Origin of the sequence: Bradyrhizobium sp. WD16, assembly GCF_024181725.1 — a bacterium.
GTDB lineage: Bacteria > Pseudomonadota > Alphaproteobacteria > Rhizobiales > Xanthobacteraceae > Bradyrhizobium_A.
In genome coordinates, this window is sequence record NZ_CP028908.1 from 749,942 (window position 1) to 764,907 (window position 14,966).

At 68.6% G+C, this 14,966-nt stretch carries 13 protein-coding genes; 4 read left to right on the plus strand and 9 right to left on the minus strand.

Features of this window, described 5'->3' with window-relative positions; translation table 11 throughout:
• Nucleotides 1-103: 103 nt before the first annotated feature.
• Entirely contained in the window at nucleotides 104-589 is a 486-nt protein-coding gene (locus tag DB459_RS03430; RefSeq protein WP_253711544.1) for a (2Fe-2S)-binding protein, read from the plus strand.
• A complete protein-coding gene (locus DB459_RS03435) occupies nucleotides 586-4,089 on the plus strand; it encodes a molybdopterin cofactor-binding domain-containing protein (RefSeq protein ID WP_253711545.1) in 3,504 nt (1,167 codons plus the stop codon). Before DB459_RS03430 ends, DB459_RS03435 begins: the two co-directional genes overlap by 4 nt.
• Nucleotides 4,090-4,198: 109 nt before the next feature.
• Here the strand turns inward: DB459_RS03435 and DB459_RS03440 are convergent, their stop codons facing one another.
• Entirely contained in the window at nucleotides 4,199-4,441 is a 243-nt protein-coding gene (locus DB459_RS03440; protein ID WP_253711546.1) for a DUF6489 family protein, read from the minus strand.
• 215 nt (nucleotides 4,442-4,656) lie between these two features.
• Between DB459_RS03440 and ppa the strand changes: the two genes are divergently transcribed.
• A complete protein-coding gene (gene ppa, locus DB459_RS03445) occupies nucleotides 4,657-5,187 on the plus strand; it encodes an inorganic diphosphatase (RefSeq protein WP_253711547.1) in 531 nt (176 codons plus the stop codon).
• A gap of 80 nt (nucleotides 5,188-5,267) precedes the next feature.
• Here the strand turns inward: ppa and DB459_RS03450 are convergent, their stop codons facing one another.
• Together DB459_RS03450 and wrbA are read right to left on the minus strand one after the other, a co-directional pair.
• A complete protein-coding gene (locus tag DB459_RS03450; protein ID WP_253711548.1) occupies nucleotides 5,268-5,699 on the minus strand; it encodes a DoxX family protein in 432 nt (143 codons plus the stop codon).
• Nucleotides 5,700-5,746: 47 nt separating this feature from the next.
• Nucleotides 5,747-6,355: an NAD(P)H:quinone oxidoreductase gene (gene wrbA, locus DB459_RS03455; RefSeq protein ID WP_253711549.1), complete on the minus strand. Its 609-nt coding sequence runs from the start codon at nucleotides 6,353-6,355 to the stop codon at nucleotides 5,747-5,749.
• Between the two features lie 124 nt (nucleotides 6,356-6,479).
• Between wrbA and DB459_RS03460 the strand changes: the two genes are divergently transcribed.
• Nucleotides 6,480-7,469 (plus strand): LysR family transcriptional regulator, encoded by a 990-nt coding sequence (locus DB459_RS03460; RefSeq protein ID WP_371926858.1) that lies wholly within the window; start codon nucleotides 6,480-6,482, stop codon nucleotides 7,467-7,469.
• A 249-nt stretch (nucleotides 7,470-7,718) separates the two neighbouring features.
• Here DB459_RS03460 and DB459_RS03465 read toward each other — a convergent pair whose 3' ends face one another.
• The 6 genes from DB459_RS03465 to DB459_RS03490 form a co-directional block, all read right to left on the minus strand.
• A complete protein-coding gene (locus DB459_RS03465; RefSeq protein WP_253711551.1) occupies nucleotides 7,719-8,330 on the minus strand; it encodes a TPM domain-containing protein in 612 nt (203 codons plus the stop codon).
• Nucleotides 8,330-9,268 carry a YgcG family protein gene (locus tag DB459_RS03470; protein ID WP_253711552.1) on the minus strand — a complete coding sequence of 313 codons (939 nt, stop codon included), beginning with the start codon at nucleotides 9,266-9,268 and terminating at the stop codon, nucleotides 8,330-8,332. The genes DB459_RS03465 and DB459_RS03470 overlap by 1 nt, the downstream gene beginning before the upstream one ends.
• 25 nt (nucleotides 9,269-9,293) lie before the next feature.
• Nucleotides 9,294-9,893, minus strand: a complete 600-nt coding sequence (locus tag DB459_RS03475; protein ID WP_253711553.1) for a LemA family protein — start codon at nucleotides 9,891-9,893, stop codon at nucleotides 9,294-9,296.
• Nucleotides 9,894-10,366: 473 nt separating this feature from the next.
• Complete coding sequence (locus DB459_RS03480; protein ID WP_253711554.1) at nucleotides 10,367-11,404, minus strand: lipocalin-like domain-containing protein; 1,038 nt, start codon at nucleotides 11,402-11,404, stop codon at nucleotides 10,367-10,369.
• A 445-nt stretch (nucleotides 11,405-11,849) separates the two neighbouring features.
• The gene (locus DB459_RS03485; protein WP_253711555.1) at nucleotides 11,850-14,312 is read right to left on the minus strand and encodes an FtsX-like permease family protein; all 2,463 of its coding nucleotides are present in this window, start codon (nucleotides 14,310-14,312) and stop codon (nucleotides 11,850-11,852) included.
• Nucleotides 14,309-14,962, minus strand: a complete 654-nt coding sequence (locus tag DB459_RS03490; protein ID WP_253711556.1) for an ABC transporter ATP-binding protein — start codon at nucleotides 14,960-14,962, stop codon at nucleotides 14,309-14,311. Before DB459_RS03490 ends, DB459_RS03485 begins: the two co-directional genes overlap by 4 nt.
• Nucleotides 14,963-14,966 lie beyond the last annotated feature (4 nt).

Genomic DNA, 14,966 nt, shown 5'->3' on the forward strand with positions numbered 1-14,966 from the left:
CCCGCATCTTGCTAACCGGTCGGCGCCTAAAGCTTGCACGTTTGTATACAAACGGTATCGTCGCCGCGAGCTCACTCAAGGCCAGGGACCGTCCGCCGCCGCCATGCCAGCCAAACCCACGCCCTCCGTGCTGCGCCTCACGGTCAACGGCCGCAGCCATGACGTCACGGCGGCGCCGGAGACGCCGCTGATCTACATCCTGCGCAACGACCTCGGCCTCAACGGCCCGAAATTCGGCTGCGGGCTCGGCGAATGCGGCGCCTGCACCGTGCTGATCGACGGCGTCGCCGCGCGATCCTGCGTCATTCCGGCCGGCGCCTGCACCGGCCGCGCCATCGTCACCCTCGAAGGCCTCGGCGGCCGCGACAATCCCGATCCGGTGCAGCAGGCCTTCATCGACGAGCAGGCGGCGCAGTGCGGCTACTGCCTCAATGGTATGATCATGACCGCGAAAGCGCTGCTGACGCGCAATCCCCATCCCACCGAGACGGAGATCGCCGAGGCGCTGCGCTACAATCTGTGCCGCTGCGGCACCCATGTGGAAATCCTGCGCGCGGTGCTGCGGGCCGCTGGAGGGAGCGCCGCATGAGCGAGGAAAAGGCGACGACTGCCATGACCGGAAACTCCGGCTCGCTCACCGGCGGTTCACTCACCATCGTCCGCACCACCGCGACCGGTGCAAGCGACATCTTCCTCGTGGTGCGCGCCGACGGCACCGTGGAAGCCTATAACGGCCATGTCGACCTCGGCACCGGCATCCGCACGTCGCTCGCCCAGATCGTTGCCGAGGAGCTCGATGTCGGCCTCGCCCGCGTCAACATGGTGCTCGGCGATACCGCGCGGGTGCCGAACCAGGGCGCGACCATCGCCAGCGAGACCATCCAGATCACCGCGGTGCCGCTGCGCAAGGCGGCGGCGCAGGCGCGCCATGCCCTGCTCGCCCGCGCCGGCGCCCTGCTCGATGAGCCGGCGGCGCAGCTCAGCGTCGATGACGGCCTGATCCGCGGCCAGGGCAACCGCACCGTCAGCTATGGCGAGGCGATCGGCGGCGAAACCATGCGCCTCGAGCTTGCCGACGAGGTCGCGGTCAAGCCGGTCGAACAGTATCGCATCGTCGGCCAGGCCGTGCCGCGCGTCGATATCCCGGCCAAGGCCACCGGCGAATGGGTCTATGTCCACGACGTCCGCGTGCCCGGCATGCTGCACGGCCGCGTCGTGCGGCCGCCCTATGCCGGGGTCGATGCCGGCGACTTCGTCGGCACCAGCCTGATCGCCGTCGACGAAGCCTCGGTCAGTCACATCGCCGGCCTCGTCGCCGTGGTGCGGATCGCCGATTTCGTCGGCGTCGTCACCGAGCGCGAGGAGGACGCGGTGCGCGCCGCCGAGGCGCTGCGCGTGTCGTGGAAACCGACGCCGAGCATTCCGGACGTCACCGATATCGCGACGGCGCTGCGCGCCAATCCCTCGACGCCGCGCAAGCTGCTCGACCAGGGCGACGTCGACACCGCCCTCGCCGCCGCGGCGACGCGGATGACCCGCACCTATGTCTGGCCCTATCACATGCACGCCTCGATCGGGCCATCCTGCGCCGTCGCCGACGTGCGCGACGATGGCATCCGGGTCTGGTCGGGCACCCAGAACCCGCACATCCTGCGCGCCGATCTCGCTTTGCTCACCGGCCGGAGCGAAGCCGGCATCGACGTGGTGCGAATGGAGGCCGCCGGCTGCTACGGACGCAACTGCGCCGACGACGTCACCGCCGACGCGGTGCTGCTGTCGCGCGCCGTCGGCCGGCCGGTGCGGGTGCAGCTGACCCGCGCCCAGGAGCACCAGTGGGAGCCGAAAGGCACCGCCCAGTTGATGGATGTCGACGGCGGCCTCGATGCGCAGGGCGGCGTCGCCGCCTACGACTTCGCCACGCGCTATCCCTCCAACGGCGCGCCGACGCTGGCGCTGCTGCTGACCGGCACCATTGCGCCGGTGCCGGCGGTGTTCGAGATGGGCGATCGCACCGCGATCCCGCCTTACGCCTACGACAACATGCGCGTCGTCGCCCACGACATGCCGCCGATCGTGCGCGCGGCCTGGCTGCGCGGCGTCTCGGCGCTGCCCAACACCTTCGCCCATGAATCCTATATCGACGAACTCGCCACCGCGGCCGGCGTCGATCCGATCGAGTACCGGCTGCGCTATCTCAAGGATCCGCGCGCCGTCGATCTCGTCCGCGCCGTGGCCGAGCGCGCCAACTGGCAGCCGCGGCCGCAGTGGCAGCCGAAAGCGGCCGAGGGCGACATCCTGCGCGGCCGCGGCTTCGCCTATGCGCTCTACGTCCACAGCAAGTTTCCCGGCTACGGCGCGGCGTGGTCGGCCTGGATCACCGACGTCGCGGTCAACAAGACCACCGGCGACGTCAGCGTCGTGCGGGTGGTGGCGGGCCAGGACTCCGGACTGATGATCAACCCCGAAGGGGTGAGGCACCAGATCCACGGCAACGTCATCCAGTCGACCAGCCGGGCGCTGAAGGAAGAAGTCACGTTCGACCGCATCGGCGTCGCCAGCAAGGAATGGGGCGCCTATCCGATCATCACCTTCCCCGAGGTGCCGAAGATCGACGTATTGATGCTGCCGCGCGACGACCAGCCGCCGCTCGGCGTCGGCGAATCCGCCTCGGTGCCGAGCGCGGCCGCCATCGCCAATGCGATCTTCGACGCCACCGGCGTGCGCTTCCGCGAGCTGCCCTTCACGCCGGAGCGGATCCGGGCGGGCCTCGAGGCGGCGCAGATCGCGCCGCCGGCGCGCCGGCGGCGCGGCTTGTTCGCGGGCCTCGGCGCCGCCTGCGCCGCGATCGCCGGCCTCGTCGTCACCGCCATGCCGTGGCGGCCGGCGATCGCGCCGGTCGAGAAGCCCGATGCTTCGATCTATACCGCCGCCACCATCGCCCGCGGCGCCCAGCTCGCCGCGCTCGGCGCCTGCGCGGTTTGCCACACCGCCGAGGACGGCACGGTCAATGCCGGCGGCCGGCCGCTCGAGACACCCTTCGGCGTCATCTACAGCACCAACATCACCCCCGATCCGAAGACCGGACTGGGCGCCTGGTCCTACCCCGCGTTCGAGCGCGCCATGCGCGAGGGCATTCACCGCGACGGCCGCCATCTCTATCCGGCCTTTCCCTACAACCATTTCGCGGCGACGACCGACGCCGACCTGCAGGCGCTCTATGCCTATCTGATGGCCCAGCCGGCGGTGCACGCGCCGGCGCGCGATCACGAGCTTGCCTTCCCGTTCAATCTTCGCCCGCTGCTCGCCGGCTGGAACCTGCTGTTTCACCGCGGCGCCGCCTTCGCCGCCGATCCGGCGCGCTCGGCGCAGTGGAATCGCGGCGCCTATCTGGTCGAAGGCCTCGGTCATTGCGGCGCCTGCCACACCCCGCGCAACGCGCTCGGCGCCGAGCAGCGGCGCGTCCGGCTCGCCGGCGGTTTCGCCGAAGGCTGGGAGGCGCCGGCGCTGACCGCGCTGTCGCGCGCGCCGATCCCATGGAGCGAGGACGAGCTGTTCGCCTACTTGCGCACCGGGCAGTCGCGGTTTCACGGCGTCGCCGCCGGACCGATGGCGCCGGTGGTGCAGGAGCTGGCGCATCTGCCCGACGCCGACATCCGCGCCATGGCGGTCTATCTCGCCTCAGCGGCGCCAGCGACACCGGGCGCCGCGGCGCAGGAGGCGCTGGCGGCGAAATACGAAACCCTGACCGCCGCGGTGACGACGGCGCCCGCCTCGATGGGCGCGCGGATCTATCAGGGCGCCTGTGCCGTCTGCCACGAGGTCGGCGGTTTGCCGCTGTTCGGCAGCCGGCCGTCGCTGGCGCTCAATTCCAACCTGCACAGCGACCATCCCGACAACCTGATCCAGGTGATCCTGCAGGGCATCCCGGCGCCGGCGGCGCGCGACCTCGGCACCATGCCGGCCTTCGCCGCGCAGTTCTCCGATCATCAGATCGCCGAGCTCGTCGGCTATCTCCGCGGCCAGTTCGCGCCCGACAAGCCGGCGTGGGGCAATGTGGCGGAGACGGTGGCGCGGCTGCGGCGGCGGTGACGCCAGTGATGGCCGATGCGCCGGCACGACCTCCGCCCTGCGCCATTGCGACGACGCGGATGACCGGGCCGCCCGATCACGTCGGGCGGTGACGGCAGAATGTGCTGGCTCACTTCGTCGGCTTGTTGTTGCCGCCGCCGCCGAAGGTCATCTTGAACATTTCCTGGAACTGTTCCGGAGCGAAGGACATCCAGTTGCGCATGATGGCGTCGGGCGACATCTTGCCGAGATTGTCGAGCATCTGCTGCTCGAGCTCCTTCATGACCTTCTCCTGCATCGGCTGCAGATTGGGCAGCCCCATGAATTCGCGGGCTTCCTGCGGCGTGCAGTCGACGTTGACGGTGATTTTCATGCGAATTCCTTTCGGCTTCGCCAGCTAATCCGATCGACGGTAAAAATTCAAGCAAGTGCCGGGACTTGGTCAGGATCCGGTCGGAACCTGACCACAATCGCCGGGGCGAGCGGTTTTCGTCGCAGAGGCGTTGCAAAAACCGCCGAAATCGTCTTCCTGTGCACCATGTGGCCGCCGGAATTGCCGGTCGGGCCCGCTTTCAGGAGCAGATAACGATGAATATCGATGCAGTTGCCATCGGCAAGAACCCTCCCGATGACGTCAACGTCATCGTCGAGGTGCCGATCGGCGGCGAGCCGATCAAATACGAACTCGACAAGGCGGCCGGTACCTTGGTCGTCGACCGCTTCCTCTACACGCCGATGCGCTATCCGGGGAATTACGGCTTCGTGCCGCACACCCTGTCCGACGACGGCGATCCGATCGACGTGCTGATCGCCAATACCCGGCCGATCATCGCCGGCGCGGTCATCAATGTGCGTCCGATCGGCGTGCTGCGCATGGAGGACGACGGCGGCGGCGACGAGAAGATCATCGCGGTGCCGGCGCCGAAGCTGACCAAGCGCTACGAGAAGGTCCACAACTATACCGACCTGCCGACCATCACCCGCGATCAGATCCAGCACTTCTTCGAGCACTACAAGGATCTCGAGCCCGGCAAATGGGTCAAGGTGATCGGCTGGGGCGACGCCGACGAGGCCCGCCAGCTGATCGTCGAGGCGATCGCGCGCTACAACAAGGGCTGACGCACTCGCACTGAACATCACAAAAGGCGCGCAGGGATTGCGCGCCTTTTTTCGTGACTATGGTAGGTGCCGCGGCGGCCTCAGCGCGCCCGGCCGTCGAGGCTGAAGCCGCCGGCGCCGAACGCGACCACCTGGAGGAGACCGCCGGCGATGGCGATGTTCTTCAGGAAATGGATCATCTGGTTCTGGTCGGCGAAATGGCTGTGAAAGCCGAGCGCCGCAACGACGCTGAAGGCGGCGAGCACCAGCGCCGCGGCGCGGGTGCGATAACCCACCGCCAGCAACACCCCACCGGCCAGTTCGACGAGGACGGCGGCGCCATAGGCGACGGCCGGCAGCGGCAGACCGGCCGCGGCGATATAGGCCTGGGTCTGCTCCGGCGCAAAGATCTTGCCGACGCCGGAAAGCACGAAGATCAGGGCCAGCATCAGACGGCCGACGAGGGGCAGCGCCGCAGCGAGAGCGCTGCCGGACTTGCCGTTGGACTTGGAATCGAGCGCAAGCGACGTCATTGCAGAAATCCTTCGAAGTCGAATGGGGATGGGGATGAGGCGCGCGATCAGGCGCCGGTCAGCGCCTTGGCGACCTGGGTGACGCGCTTGCCCTGGAAGCGGGCGACCTCGAGATCGTCGGCGGTCGGCGGCGTCGCCTGGTTGAACGACACCGAGGAGGCGCCGTAGGGCGTGCCGGCCTTGAACAGCGAGGCATCGGCATAGCCGAGCGGCACGATGATCAGCCCGAGATGCGCCATCGGGGTGTAGAGCGAGATCAGGGTCGATTCATTGCCGCCGTGGGGCGTCGAGGTGGTGCCGAACACCGAGCCGACCTTGCCGTTGAGCTTGCCCTGGGCCCACAGCCCGCCGAGGCCGTCGATATAGGCCTTGAGTTCGGACGACACCGAGCCGAACCGGGTCGGGGTGCCGAACACGATGGCATCGGCCCACACGGCGTCGTCCGGCGTCGGGGCTTCGTATTTGGCGTTCAGCGCGGCGGCCTGATCGGCCCAGCCCGGCACCGAATTGATGACCTCCTGGCTGACGACCTCGCGGGCGCGGCGCAGGCGAACCTCGGCGCCGGCGCCGCGGGCGCCATCGGCAATGCCGTTGGCGAGGGCTTCGGTGACGCCGGAACGCGAATAGAAGACGATCAGAACTTTGGGCTGGGCCATGGCGGGGTTCCCTTCAGTTGAACTGTTTTCACCGCTTCAATGGCCGGCTGGCTTCGTTCTGAAAAGCCGGATAATATCGATCCAATTATTCGATCTTTTCGAACATCGCATTGTCAAGGAGGGCGTGATGGAGCCGAAGCAACCGACCCTCGACCAGCTCCAGATCTTCCTCGCCATCGTCGAGACCGGCAGTTTCGCCGCCGCGGCGCGGCGGCTCGGCCGCGCCACCTCGGTGATCAGCTACGCCATCGCCAATCTCGAAGCCCAGCTCGGCCTCGAGCTGTTCGACCGCGGCGCCGCCCGGACGCCGCAGCTCACCGAGGCTGGACGCGCGGTGCTGGCCGACGCCCGAAGCATCGCGCTCGGCGTCGGCGAACTGCTGGCGAAAGCGCGCGGCCTCGGCGCCGGGCTCGAGGCCGAAGTCGCCCTGGTGGTCGACGTGATGCTGCCGGCATCGAGCTTCGTCGCCGCAGTGGAGGCGTTCCAGACGGAATTCCCGACGGTGTCGCTGCGGCTCTATGTGGAGGGCCTCGGCGCCGCCACCCAGCTCGTGCTCGACGGCAGCGCCGATATCGGCATCACCGGTCCGGTGTCGCATCATGTCGACGAGCTCGAGGTCCGCCAGCTCGGCGCGATCCGCCTGGTGCCGGTGGCCGCCCCCCACCACCCTTTGGCGCAGATCGAAAAGGTGACGCTCGCCGCCGCGCGCAAGCACATCCAGCTCGTGCTGGCCGACCGCTCCGAATTGACCAGGGGGCAGGACTTCGGCGTGATCGCCTTGCGAAGCTGGCGCCTCGCCGATCTTGGCGCCAAGCATGCGCTGCTGCTCGCCGGCATCGGCTGGGGCAGCATGCCCGAGGCGATGGTGGACGATGATCTCGCCGCCGGGCGGCTGAAGCGGCTCGGCCTCGATGCCTGGGACAACGTCGCCTATCCGCTCCAGGCGGTGCATCGCTCCGATCGCGCGCTGGGCCCGGCGGCGCGCTGGCTGCTGGAGCGGCTGACCGGCAACTGTCGCCGGGCCGAAGCGAAGTGGACGCCGGTGCGCGTGACGCAAACGCCGCAAAAACCGAAGCCGCCGCTCCGAGCCCGTCGGAGCGGAAACGGGGGCTAGTGTGGCGTTTCCAACGTTCGTATCCCACTGCAGCAGGCCCTCATACGAACGTTGGAAACAACGGGGACACTAGTGTGGCGTCTCGCAATTGCCTACCGCCTTCGCGGCAACCCTCTCGTAGGCAATTGCGAGACATAAGCCACACTAGCACTTTGATTTTGCTAGTGTCCCTATGTCTCCGAATGACCGTGCGAGTGCGAGGCAAACGTAGCGGTAATTCGGAGACGGGACACTAGCATCATTATGATTCTAGATGAGATAGATCCGGTCCGGCAGTTCGTCGCGCGGCGCGCCTTGCCGCGGAAAATGGCTGGCGAGCTTGTCGCCGCACAGTTCGATCGCGGCAACGAAACCGTCGCCGATCCGCCCTTCCCTGGCATGCGCGACGAGGAGGTCGACCGCCTGCTGCCATTCCGCCTGGGGCACCTTGGCCGCGATGCCGTCGTCGGCGACGATGCGGGCATAATGCTCGGCGAGCGAGACGAAGATCAGGATGCCGCAGCGATCCGCCTTGCGGGCGATGCCGCGGCTGGCGAACTGCTCGGTGGCCATGCGATAGGCCACCGCCCGCCGCGCCGCGCGCGGCATCAGGGCGACGCGCAGCGCCGGCCGTGACAGCACGCCGGCGAGGACGACGAACAGCAGGATCTGCGCCTCGAGCAGCCGCGTCACGCTGAGCGTCGTCGCCGCCATCAGAATCCAGGGCAGCGCCAGGGCTGCCGCTGCGGCGATCAGCATCGGCAGCGCGGTGGAATCGGCGGAGACGCGCGCCAGCACGCAGACGATCTCGCCCCGGCTCTTCTCCTCCGCGGCGCGGATCGCCGCGGCGACGCGCTGGCGTTCGTCGAGGGAAAGCGTCATCACCAACTCCCCGAGGCGCCGCCGCCACCGGACGACCCGCCTCCTCCGGAAAACCCGCCGCCGCCGGACGAGCCGCCCGATGATCTGCTGCCGCTCGCCGCGCTGAAAAGAATGTTGAGCACGACGTTGAAGAAGAACCAGCGGAACCCGGGCGAGATGATCAGCAGCGTTACGAGCGCGATCAGCGCGGCGATCAGCACCCAGCTCACGGCCGGATCGGCCGGGCTGCTGTCGAGCCGCAGGTCCGGCTTCTGCTGCCATTCCGAGGAATCGGTGGTCAGCACCGTGATGATGTCGTCGACGCCGCGGGCGATGCCGTCGCCGAACTGGCCGGCCTTGAAGCGCGGCGTCATCGCATTGGCGATGATCACCTTGGAGAGCGCGTCGGTCAGCGTGCCTTCGAGGCCGTAGCCGACCTCGATGCGCACCCGCCGCTCGTTGGGCGCGACCAGCAGCAGCACGCCGTTGTTCCTGGCCTTCTCGCCGAGCTGCCAGCTGCGGAACAGGGCATTGGCATAGGGTTCGATCTCCTCGCCCTGGAGCGAGGAGACGGTGGCGACGACGAGCTGGATGCCGGACTTCGCCTCGAGGTCGGCGAGCTTCTGCGTGATCGCGTCGCGCGTCTCGGCCGGAATGATGTTGGCCTCGTCGACGACGCGGCCGGTGAGCTGCGGAAAGGTCGGCGCCGCGGCGGCGAGACCGAACAAGGTGAAAAACAGCAGCAGCGTCGCGAGCAGGCGCGAGAAAACCTCTCGCGCGCGTTGGATCAGGCGCGGTGCCGTGCCGCGAGCCGCACGGCTTACTGGGTCCCCCGGTCGAGCCGGGGGACGACGGTGGGAGGATGGGGCGTGCGCATCGGGCCCGGGGGCCGCGCTGCCGCATTCAGATGTCGTCGCCCGCAACGGCCGGCGCGCATGCGTCTGGGATGGGGCGTTCATCCCGCGCCTCCGCCCGAGGCCGGCTTTAGAACTTCACCTGGGGCGGGGTCTGGGCGCCTTCACCGGCGGTGAATTCGGCCATCGGCTTGGCGGAGCGGAAGAAGGTCGAGGCCCACAGCACGCCGGGGAAGGTGCGCAATTCGGTGTTGTAGGAGCGCACCGCCTCGATGTAGTCGCGCCGCGCCACGGCGATGCGGTTCTCGGTGCCTTCGAGCTGCGACTGCAGGGCGAGGAAGTTCTGGTTCGACTTCAGGTCCGGATAGTTCTCGCTGACCGCGAGCAGCCGGCCGAGCGCGCCGGAGAGCTGGTTCTGGGCATCCTGGAACTGCTTGAGCTTGTCGGGATCGGTGAGCTGGCTGGCATCGATCTTGACCTGGGTCGCCTTGGCCCGGGCCTCGACCACCGCGGTCAGGACGTCCTTCTCCTGCTTGGCATAGCCCTGGACGGTGGCGACGAGATTGGGAATGAGGTCGGCGCGGCGCTGATAATTATTCTGCACATCGGCCCACTTCGCCTTGGCCTGCTCCTCCAGCGTCGGGATGGTGTTGTAGCCGCAGCCCGCGACCGACAGCCCCAGGAGAACGACGGCGACGAGATTGCGAAATTGCGGCAGCGTGATGCGCATGGGGACTCCTGGGGGAAACGACGGATGACTCGATTGAAGGTAAATTATCCGCCGCCGCAGGTCGAGAGCACATAAGCGAGCGCGGCGGAGTTAAGGAGTTGACATTCGCACCACGAGCCCGCGTCCAGGCAGGCGGCAAAAGTCAAATCCGCTCCACTATGCGGTTGGTGGTTGCGTGCCTAGTGCGGTGGATCTGACGCTCGTATCAGCGTTGCAGCGAATTCGTCGTACGAGCGTCAGATCCAAAACCACACTAGAATCATAATGATGCTAGTGTCCCCTTGTTTCCAACGTTCGTATGAGCGCCTGCTGCAATGGGATACGAACGTTGGAAACAGGACACTAGTGTCCCTTTGGTTCTAACGTTCGTATGAGTGCTCGCTGCAAAGGGATACGAACGTTAGAACCGGGACACTAGAAGAGCGTAAAGATTTTAACAGAGCCCGGCGCCGCGGGCCAGTCGCGCCCGCGCCTCAATAACCGGTCAGCTCCAGATAGCCGACGCCGCGCTCGCTGCCGCTGATCGTGATCGGCCCCTCCCAGTATTGATAGCGCGTGCCCATCCAGCTCTGCGGATTGAGCGGCGCGATGTCGAGCGCGAGCCTGCGCGAGGCAATGGCGATTTTCCACGAGGTCGGCAGCTCGCGGCCGGCGATGCGGGTCGCCGTGCCCGGCGTCAGCACGATGTCGGCGGGATCGAGCGGCGCCGCAGCGCCGTCGGCGCCGACATAGGTGCCGGCGAGGAAATGGGCGCCGTCGTTCTGGCGCAGGCGGAACAGCATCAGCTTGGCGCCGGACGCAAGATGCAACGAGAACCAGTCCCAGCCGGTCTGGTCCGCCGCCAGCGGCTGGCTGCTCCATTCATGGTCGAACCACGCCTCGCCGGTGACATCGATGGTCCGGCCGTCGACCACCAGCGATCCGGCGACGCGCAGGAACGGCTGGCTGTAGTAATAGGACGCCTGGCCGCGCGCCGACTTGCGGCTGAAGCCGGCCTCGCCCTGCGGCACCAGCGGATGACCGGCGGTGAGCGTCAGCGCATAGGAGAAATCCTTGCCCGACGCATTCAGTTGCAGCGGCGCCATCAGCTCCGGCGCGGCGCCGGGCGCGCCCGCCATCCGCCAGTCGTCGATGAAGGCGAGGAAGGGCGCGGCGGTGACGCCGGCCTGATCGACGCCGCCGCGGGCGAAACGCTCGGCGAAGCGATGCGTCGTTGCGCTGGTCAGCGCCGCATGCCCCATCCAGAGCTGGCGGCTGGCAAAGCCCTCGGCCTGATCGCCGGGCCTGCCGGCCTGGCGGAACAGCGTCCACTGCACGCCATAGCGCGCGCCGCCGGCATCGCGCAGATTGGCGGTGAGGTACCACCATTCGATGCGGTAGTCGGGATGGGCGCCGTGATCGGCGGGAAAGCTCAAGGCCTTGCCGGGCAGCACCCTGGCGAAGCCCTCCACCTCGGCGCCGAGATCGGAAAAGCCCTGGGCGTCAGCCGGGCCTGCGATCGGTCCAACCACAACCAGCGCTGCGACCACAGCGAACCGACAAAGATGATTCGTCCTGCCCGCGCTTGCCCGCCTTCGCTTAGAAGCTTCGGCGCGCCCGGCTCTTGTGCCGGGTCGAAGCCGACGGCGAAGACCGGGCGCGGGCATCCGCGCCTGCGTGGATCGGCCGCGAAGTAAGACGTGGATGGCCGGGACAAGAAGCCCGGCCATGACGAGGAGGCTAGTACCCTGTTTCCGAAGTTCGTGAGTCATCTGCTGCATCCTCTGGACACGAACTTCGGAAACAAAAGGGTACTAGTGTCCTGCCTCCGAATTACCGTGCGAGCGTGAGGCAAACGAAGCGGTCATTCGGAGACATAGGGACACTAGCAAAATCAAAGTGCTAGTGTGGCTTATGTCTCGCAATTGCCTACGAGAGGGTTGCCGCGAAGGCGGTAGGCAATTGCGAGACGCCACACTAGCGTTCATCGGCGAAGATCTTGAGCAGCGTCACCGGACGGGTGCGCGCCAGTTGCAGGATGGGAACAAGCGCCGCGAGCGCCGCCGCCGCCATGGCGACGACGACGAGCCGCGCCAGCTGGAACGGAAACACCGAGAGCGGCAGCCGCCAGCCGAAGGCCTTGACGTTGACGACCTCGATCAGGCACCAGGCGACGACGATCCCGAGCGGCAGCGCCAGCAGCACCGTGAGCAGCGCGAGCCCGAGCGTCTTGACGAGTTCGAGGGCGGCGAGCCGGCGCCGCGTCAGGCCGACGGCCCAGAGCGGCGCGAGCTGCGGCAGCCGGGCCTCGCCGAGCGTCAGCAGCGACGTCAGGAGCGCGATGCCCGCGACCAGCAGCGTCAGCGTGTCGAGCGCCGCGGTGACCGAGAAGGTGCGTTCGAAGATCCGCTCCGATTCCGCCTTGACGCTCGCCTGGTCGGCAAGATTGCGGCCGTCGAGCTGGAAACGGTTCTGCAACGCCGCCATCACCGCCGGCACGTCGGCGGGCGCGACGCGGACCCCCATGCGGGTGCGATCGGCCTGCGGAAAGCGCCGCAGCAACTGATCGACATTGACCGCGATCTGGCCGCGCGCATTGCCGTAATCGGCATAGATGCCGCCGACGCGCACCCGCCACTCGCCGGTCGGCGTCGGAACGCGCAGCTCGCCGTCGAGCTTGAGACCGAGCCGCCGCCCGAGCTGCTCGCTGACGAGCGCGGTGCCGCCGTCGCGCACGCCGTCCCAGACGCCGGCTTCGGCCTCCAGCAGCGGCCATCGGCGGCGATAGGTGGCGTGATCGGCGACGCCCATCACCTCGACGGTCTCATTGCCGAGCCGCGTCTCGCTGCGGACATTCGGCAGCACCGCCCTCACCTCGTTCCGGGCGCGCAGGAAGGCGGCGATCTCGGCGGCCTCGCGGTCATTCCTGCCCGCCACATAGATCTCCGATGCCAGCCGGCCGTCGAGCCAGCGCAGGAAGGTGTCGCGGAAGCTGCCGACCATGGTGCCGACCCCGACATTGACCGACAGCGCCAGCAGCAGCGCCATCAGCGCCAGCGACAACCCGGGCAGCTGGCGACGGCTGTCGGCCCACGCCCACAGGCTCACCGCGCCGCGCGCGGTGCCCTCGCCGAACCGCAGCAGCAGCGCGAGCAGTCCGGGCAGCAGCAGCGCGGCGCCGAGCAGCACGCCGGCGAGCACGGCGAAACCGGCGATGAGGCTGGTGCCGAAGCGGAACGCCGCTGCGGCGGCGGCAAAGGCGATCAGCGCGATCGCGCCCTGAACGATCAGCGCGCGCTGCTGCTCGCGCTGCCAGGCCACCGGCTGGGCCGAGACCAGCAGCGGCAGGCGCAGCACCTTGACCAGCGCCTGGGCGGCGGCGATCACCGCGCCGGCGACGCTCATGGCGAGCCCCGCCAGCCACCATTGCGGCGCGAGGCTCAGTTCGCCCGGGACGCTGGCGCCATAGAGGCCGCGCAGGCTGGCGGCGACGTCGGGCAGCAGCACGGACGCGATCAGATAGCCGCCGGCGACGCCGGCGAGGCCGGCGACGAGCGCGATCAGGACGAGTTCGGCGAGCAGCAGCACGGCGAGACCGCGCGCGGTGACGCCGCAGGCGCGCAGCGTGCGCAGCATCGGCAGCCGTTGCTCGAAGGCGAGGCCGATCGCCGAATGAACGATGAACAGACCGACCAGGAAGGACAAGAGGCCGAAGGCGGTGAGATTGAGATGGAAGCTCGCGGTGAGACGCTGCAGATCGGTCTCGCTGCCGGGCGCAACCGAGCGCAGCGCAGCGCCGGCGACAGCGCCGAGCGACGATGCCGGCGGCGCCGCCAGCGGATCGATCAGGAAGCGCGAGATGCGATCCTGAAGATGCAGCACGCGCTGGGCGAAGCCGATATCGGTGACGAGGAGCTCGCCCACGAGATCGCCGACGACATGGATCGGCGGCAGCGTCTCGCCGCTGTCGATGGTGGCGCGGGCGCCGTCGGTGACGCCGAGTTCATGCGCGGTCCGCGGCGCCACCAGGGTCTCGCCCTGCGCCGAGAGAAAGCGTTGCAGCGCCGCCGGCGCTAATTCCGGCGCCGGCCCGCTGCCGCGCGGCAGGCTGAGCGGCTCGATGCCGATCAGCCGGACCGGGCGGCCGCCGAGCCGCACCCGGCCCTCGACCACCGGCGACACCGCCCAGCCGGCGCGGCGCAACGAACCGAACAGCGCCTGCGGCACGCTGGCGCTCTCCGCCGGCAGCAGCATGGCGGTATCGGTGCCGAACACCGCCGCGGCGCGATCATAGCTAGCCCGCGCCTGGGCATTGATCGCCTGGACGCCGCTCCACAGCGCCGTCGCCGCCATCAGCCCGACCAGGAGGGTGACGAGCTGCATCGGATGGCGCCGCCAATGGCTGAGCAGGACCTTGAGGACGAAGGCCGCGCCGGTCACGTCAGGTGCCCCGCGGTGAGATGGAGGCGGCGGCCGAGCAGGCCGGCGAGATGCAGGCTGTGGGTCACCATCAGCAGCGCGCAGCCGCTGCGCGCGACGAGGTCGCGCAGCAGCCGCACCACCTCTTCGGCGGTGGCCTCGTCGAGATTTCCGGTCGGCTCGTCGGCGAGCACCAGCGCCGGGCGGACGGCGAGCGCGCGACCGATGGCGACGCGCTGCTGCTGGCCGCCGGAGAGCTGTTCGGGATAGCGCGCAAGAAGGTCGCCGAGCCCGAGCCGCGCGGCGAGCTCGGCCATCCATCCGGCCTCGAAGCGGCCGGCGATGCGCGCCTGGAAGGCGAGATTGTCGCCGACGCAGAGACTGGGGATCAGATTGTACTGCTGGAACACGAGGCCGAGCTTGTCGCGCCGCAGCCGGGCGCGGGCCGCCTCGCCGAGCTTGGTGACGTTGTCGCCGTCGAGCACGACCTCGCCGCTGTCGGGCTCGTCGAGGCCGGCGATCAGATGCAGCAGCGTGCTCTTGCCGCTGCCCGATTCACCGGTGAGGGCGACGCTCTCGCCGCCGGCGATGCCGAGATCGATGTCGCGCAGCACCGCGAGCGAGCCCTGCGGCAGGCGATAGCTCTTGCACAGCTTGGCGACGCTCAGCATGGAC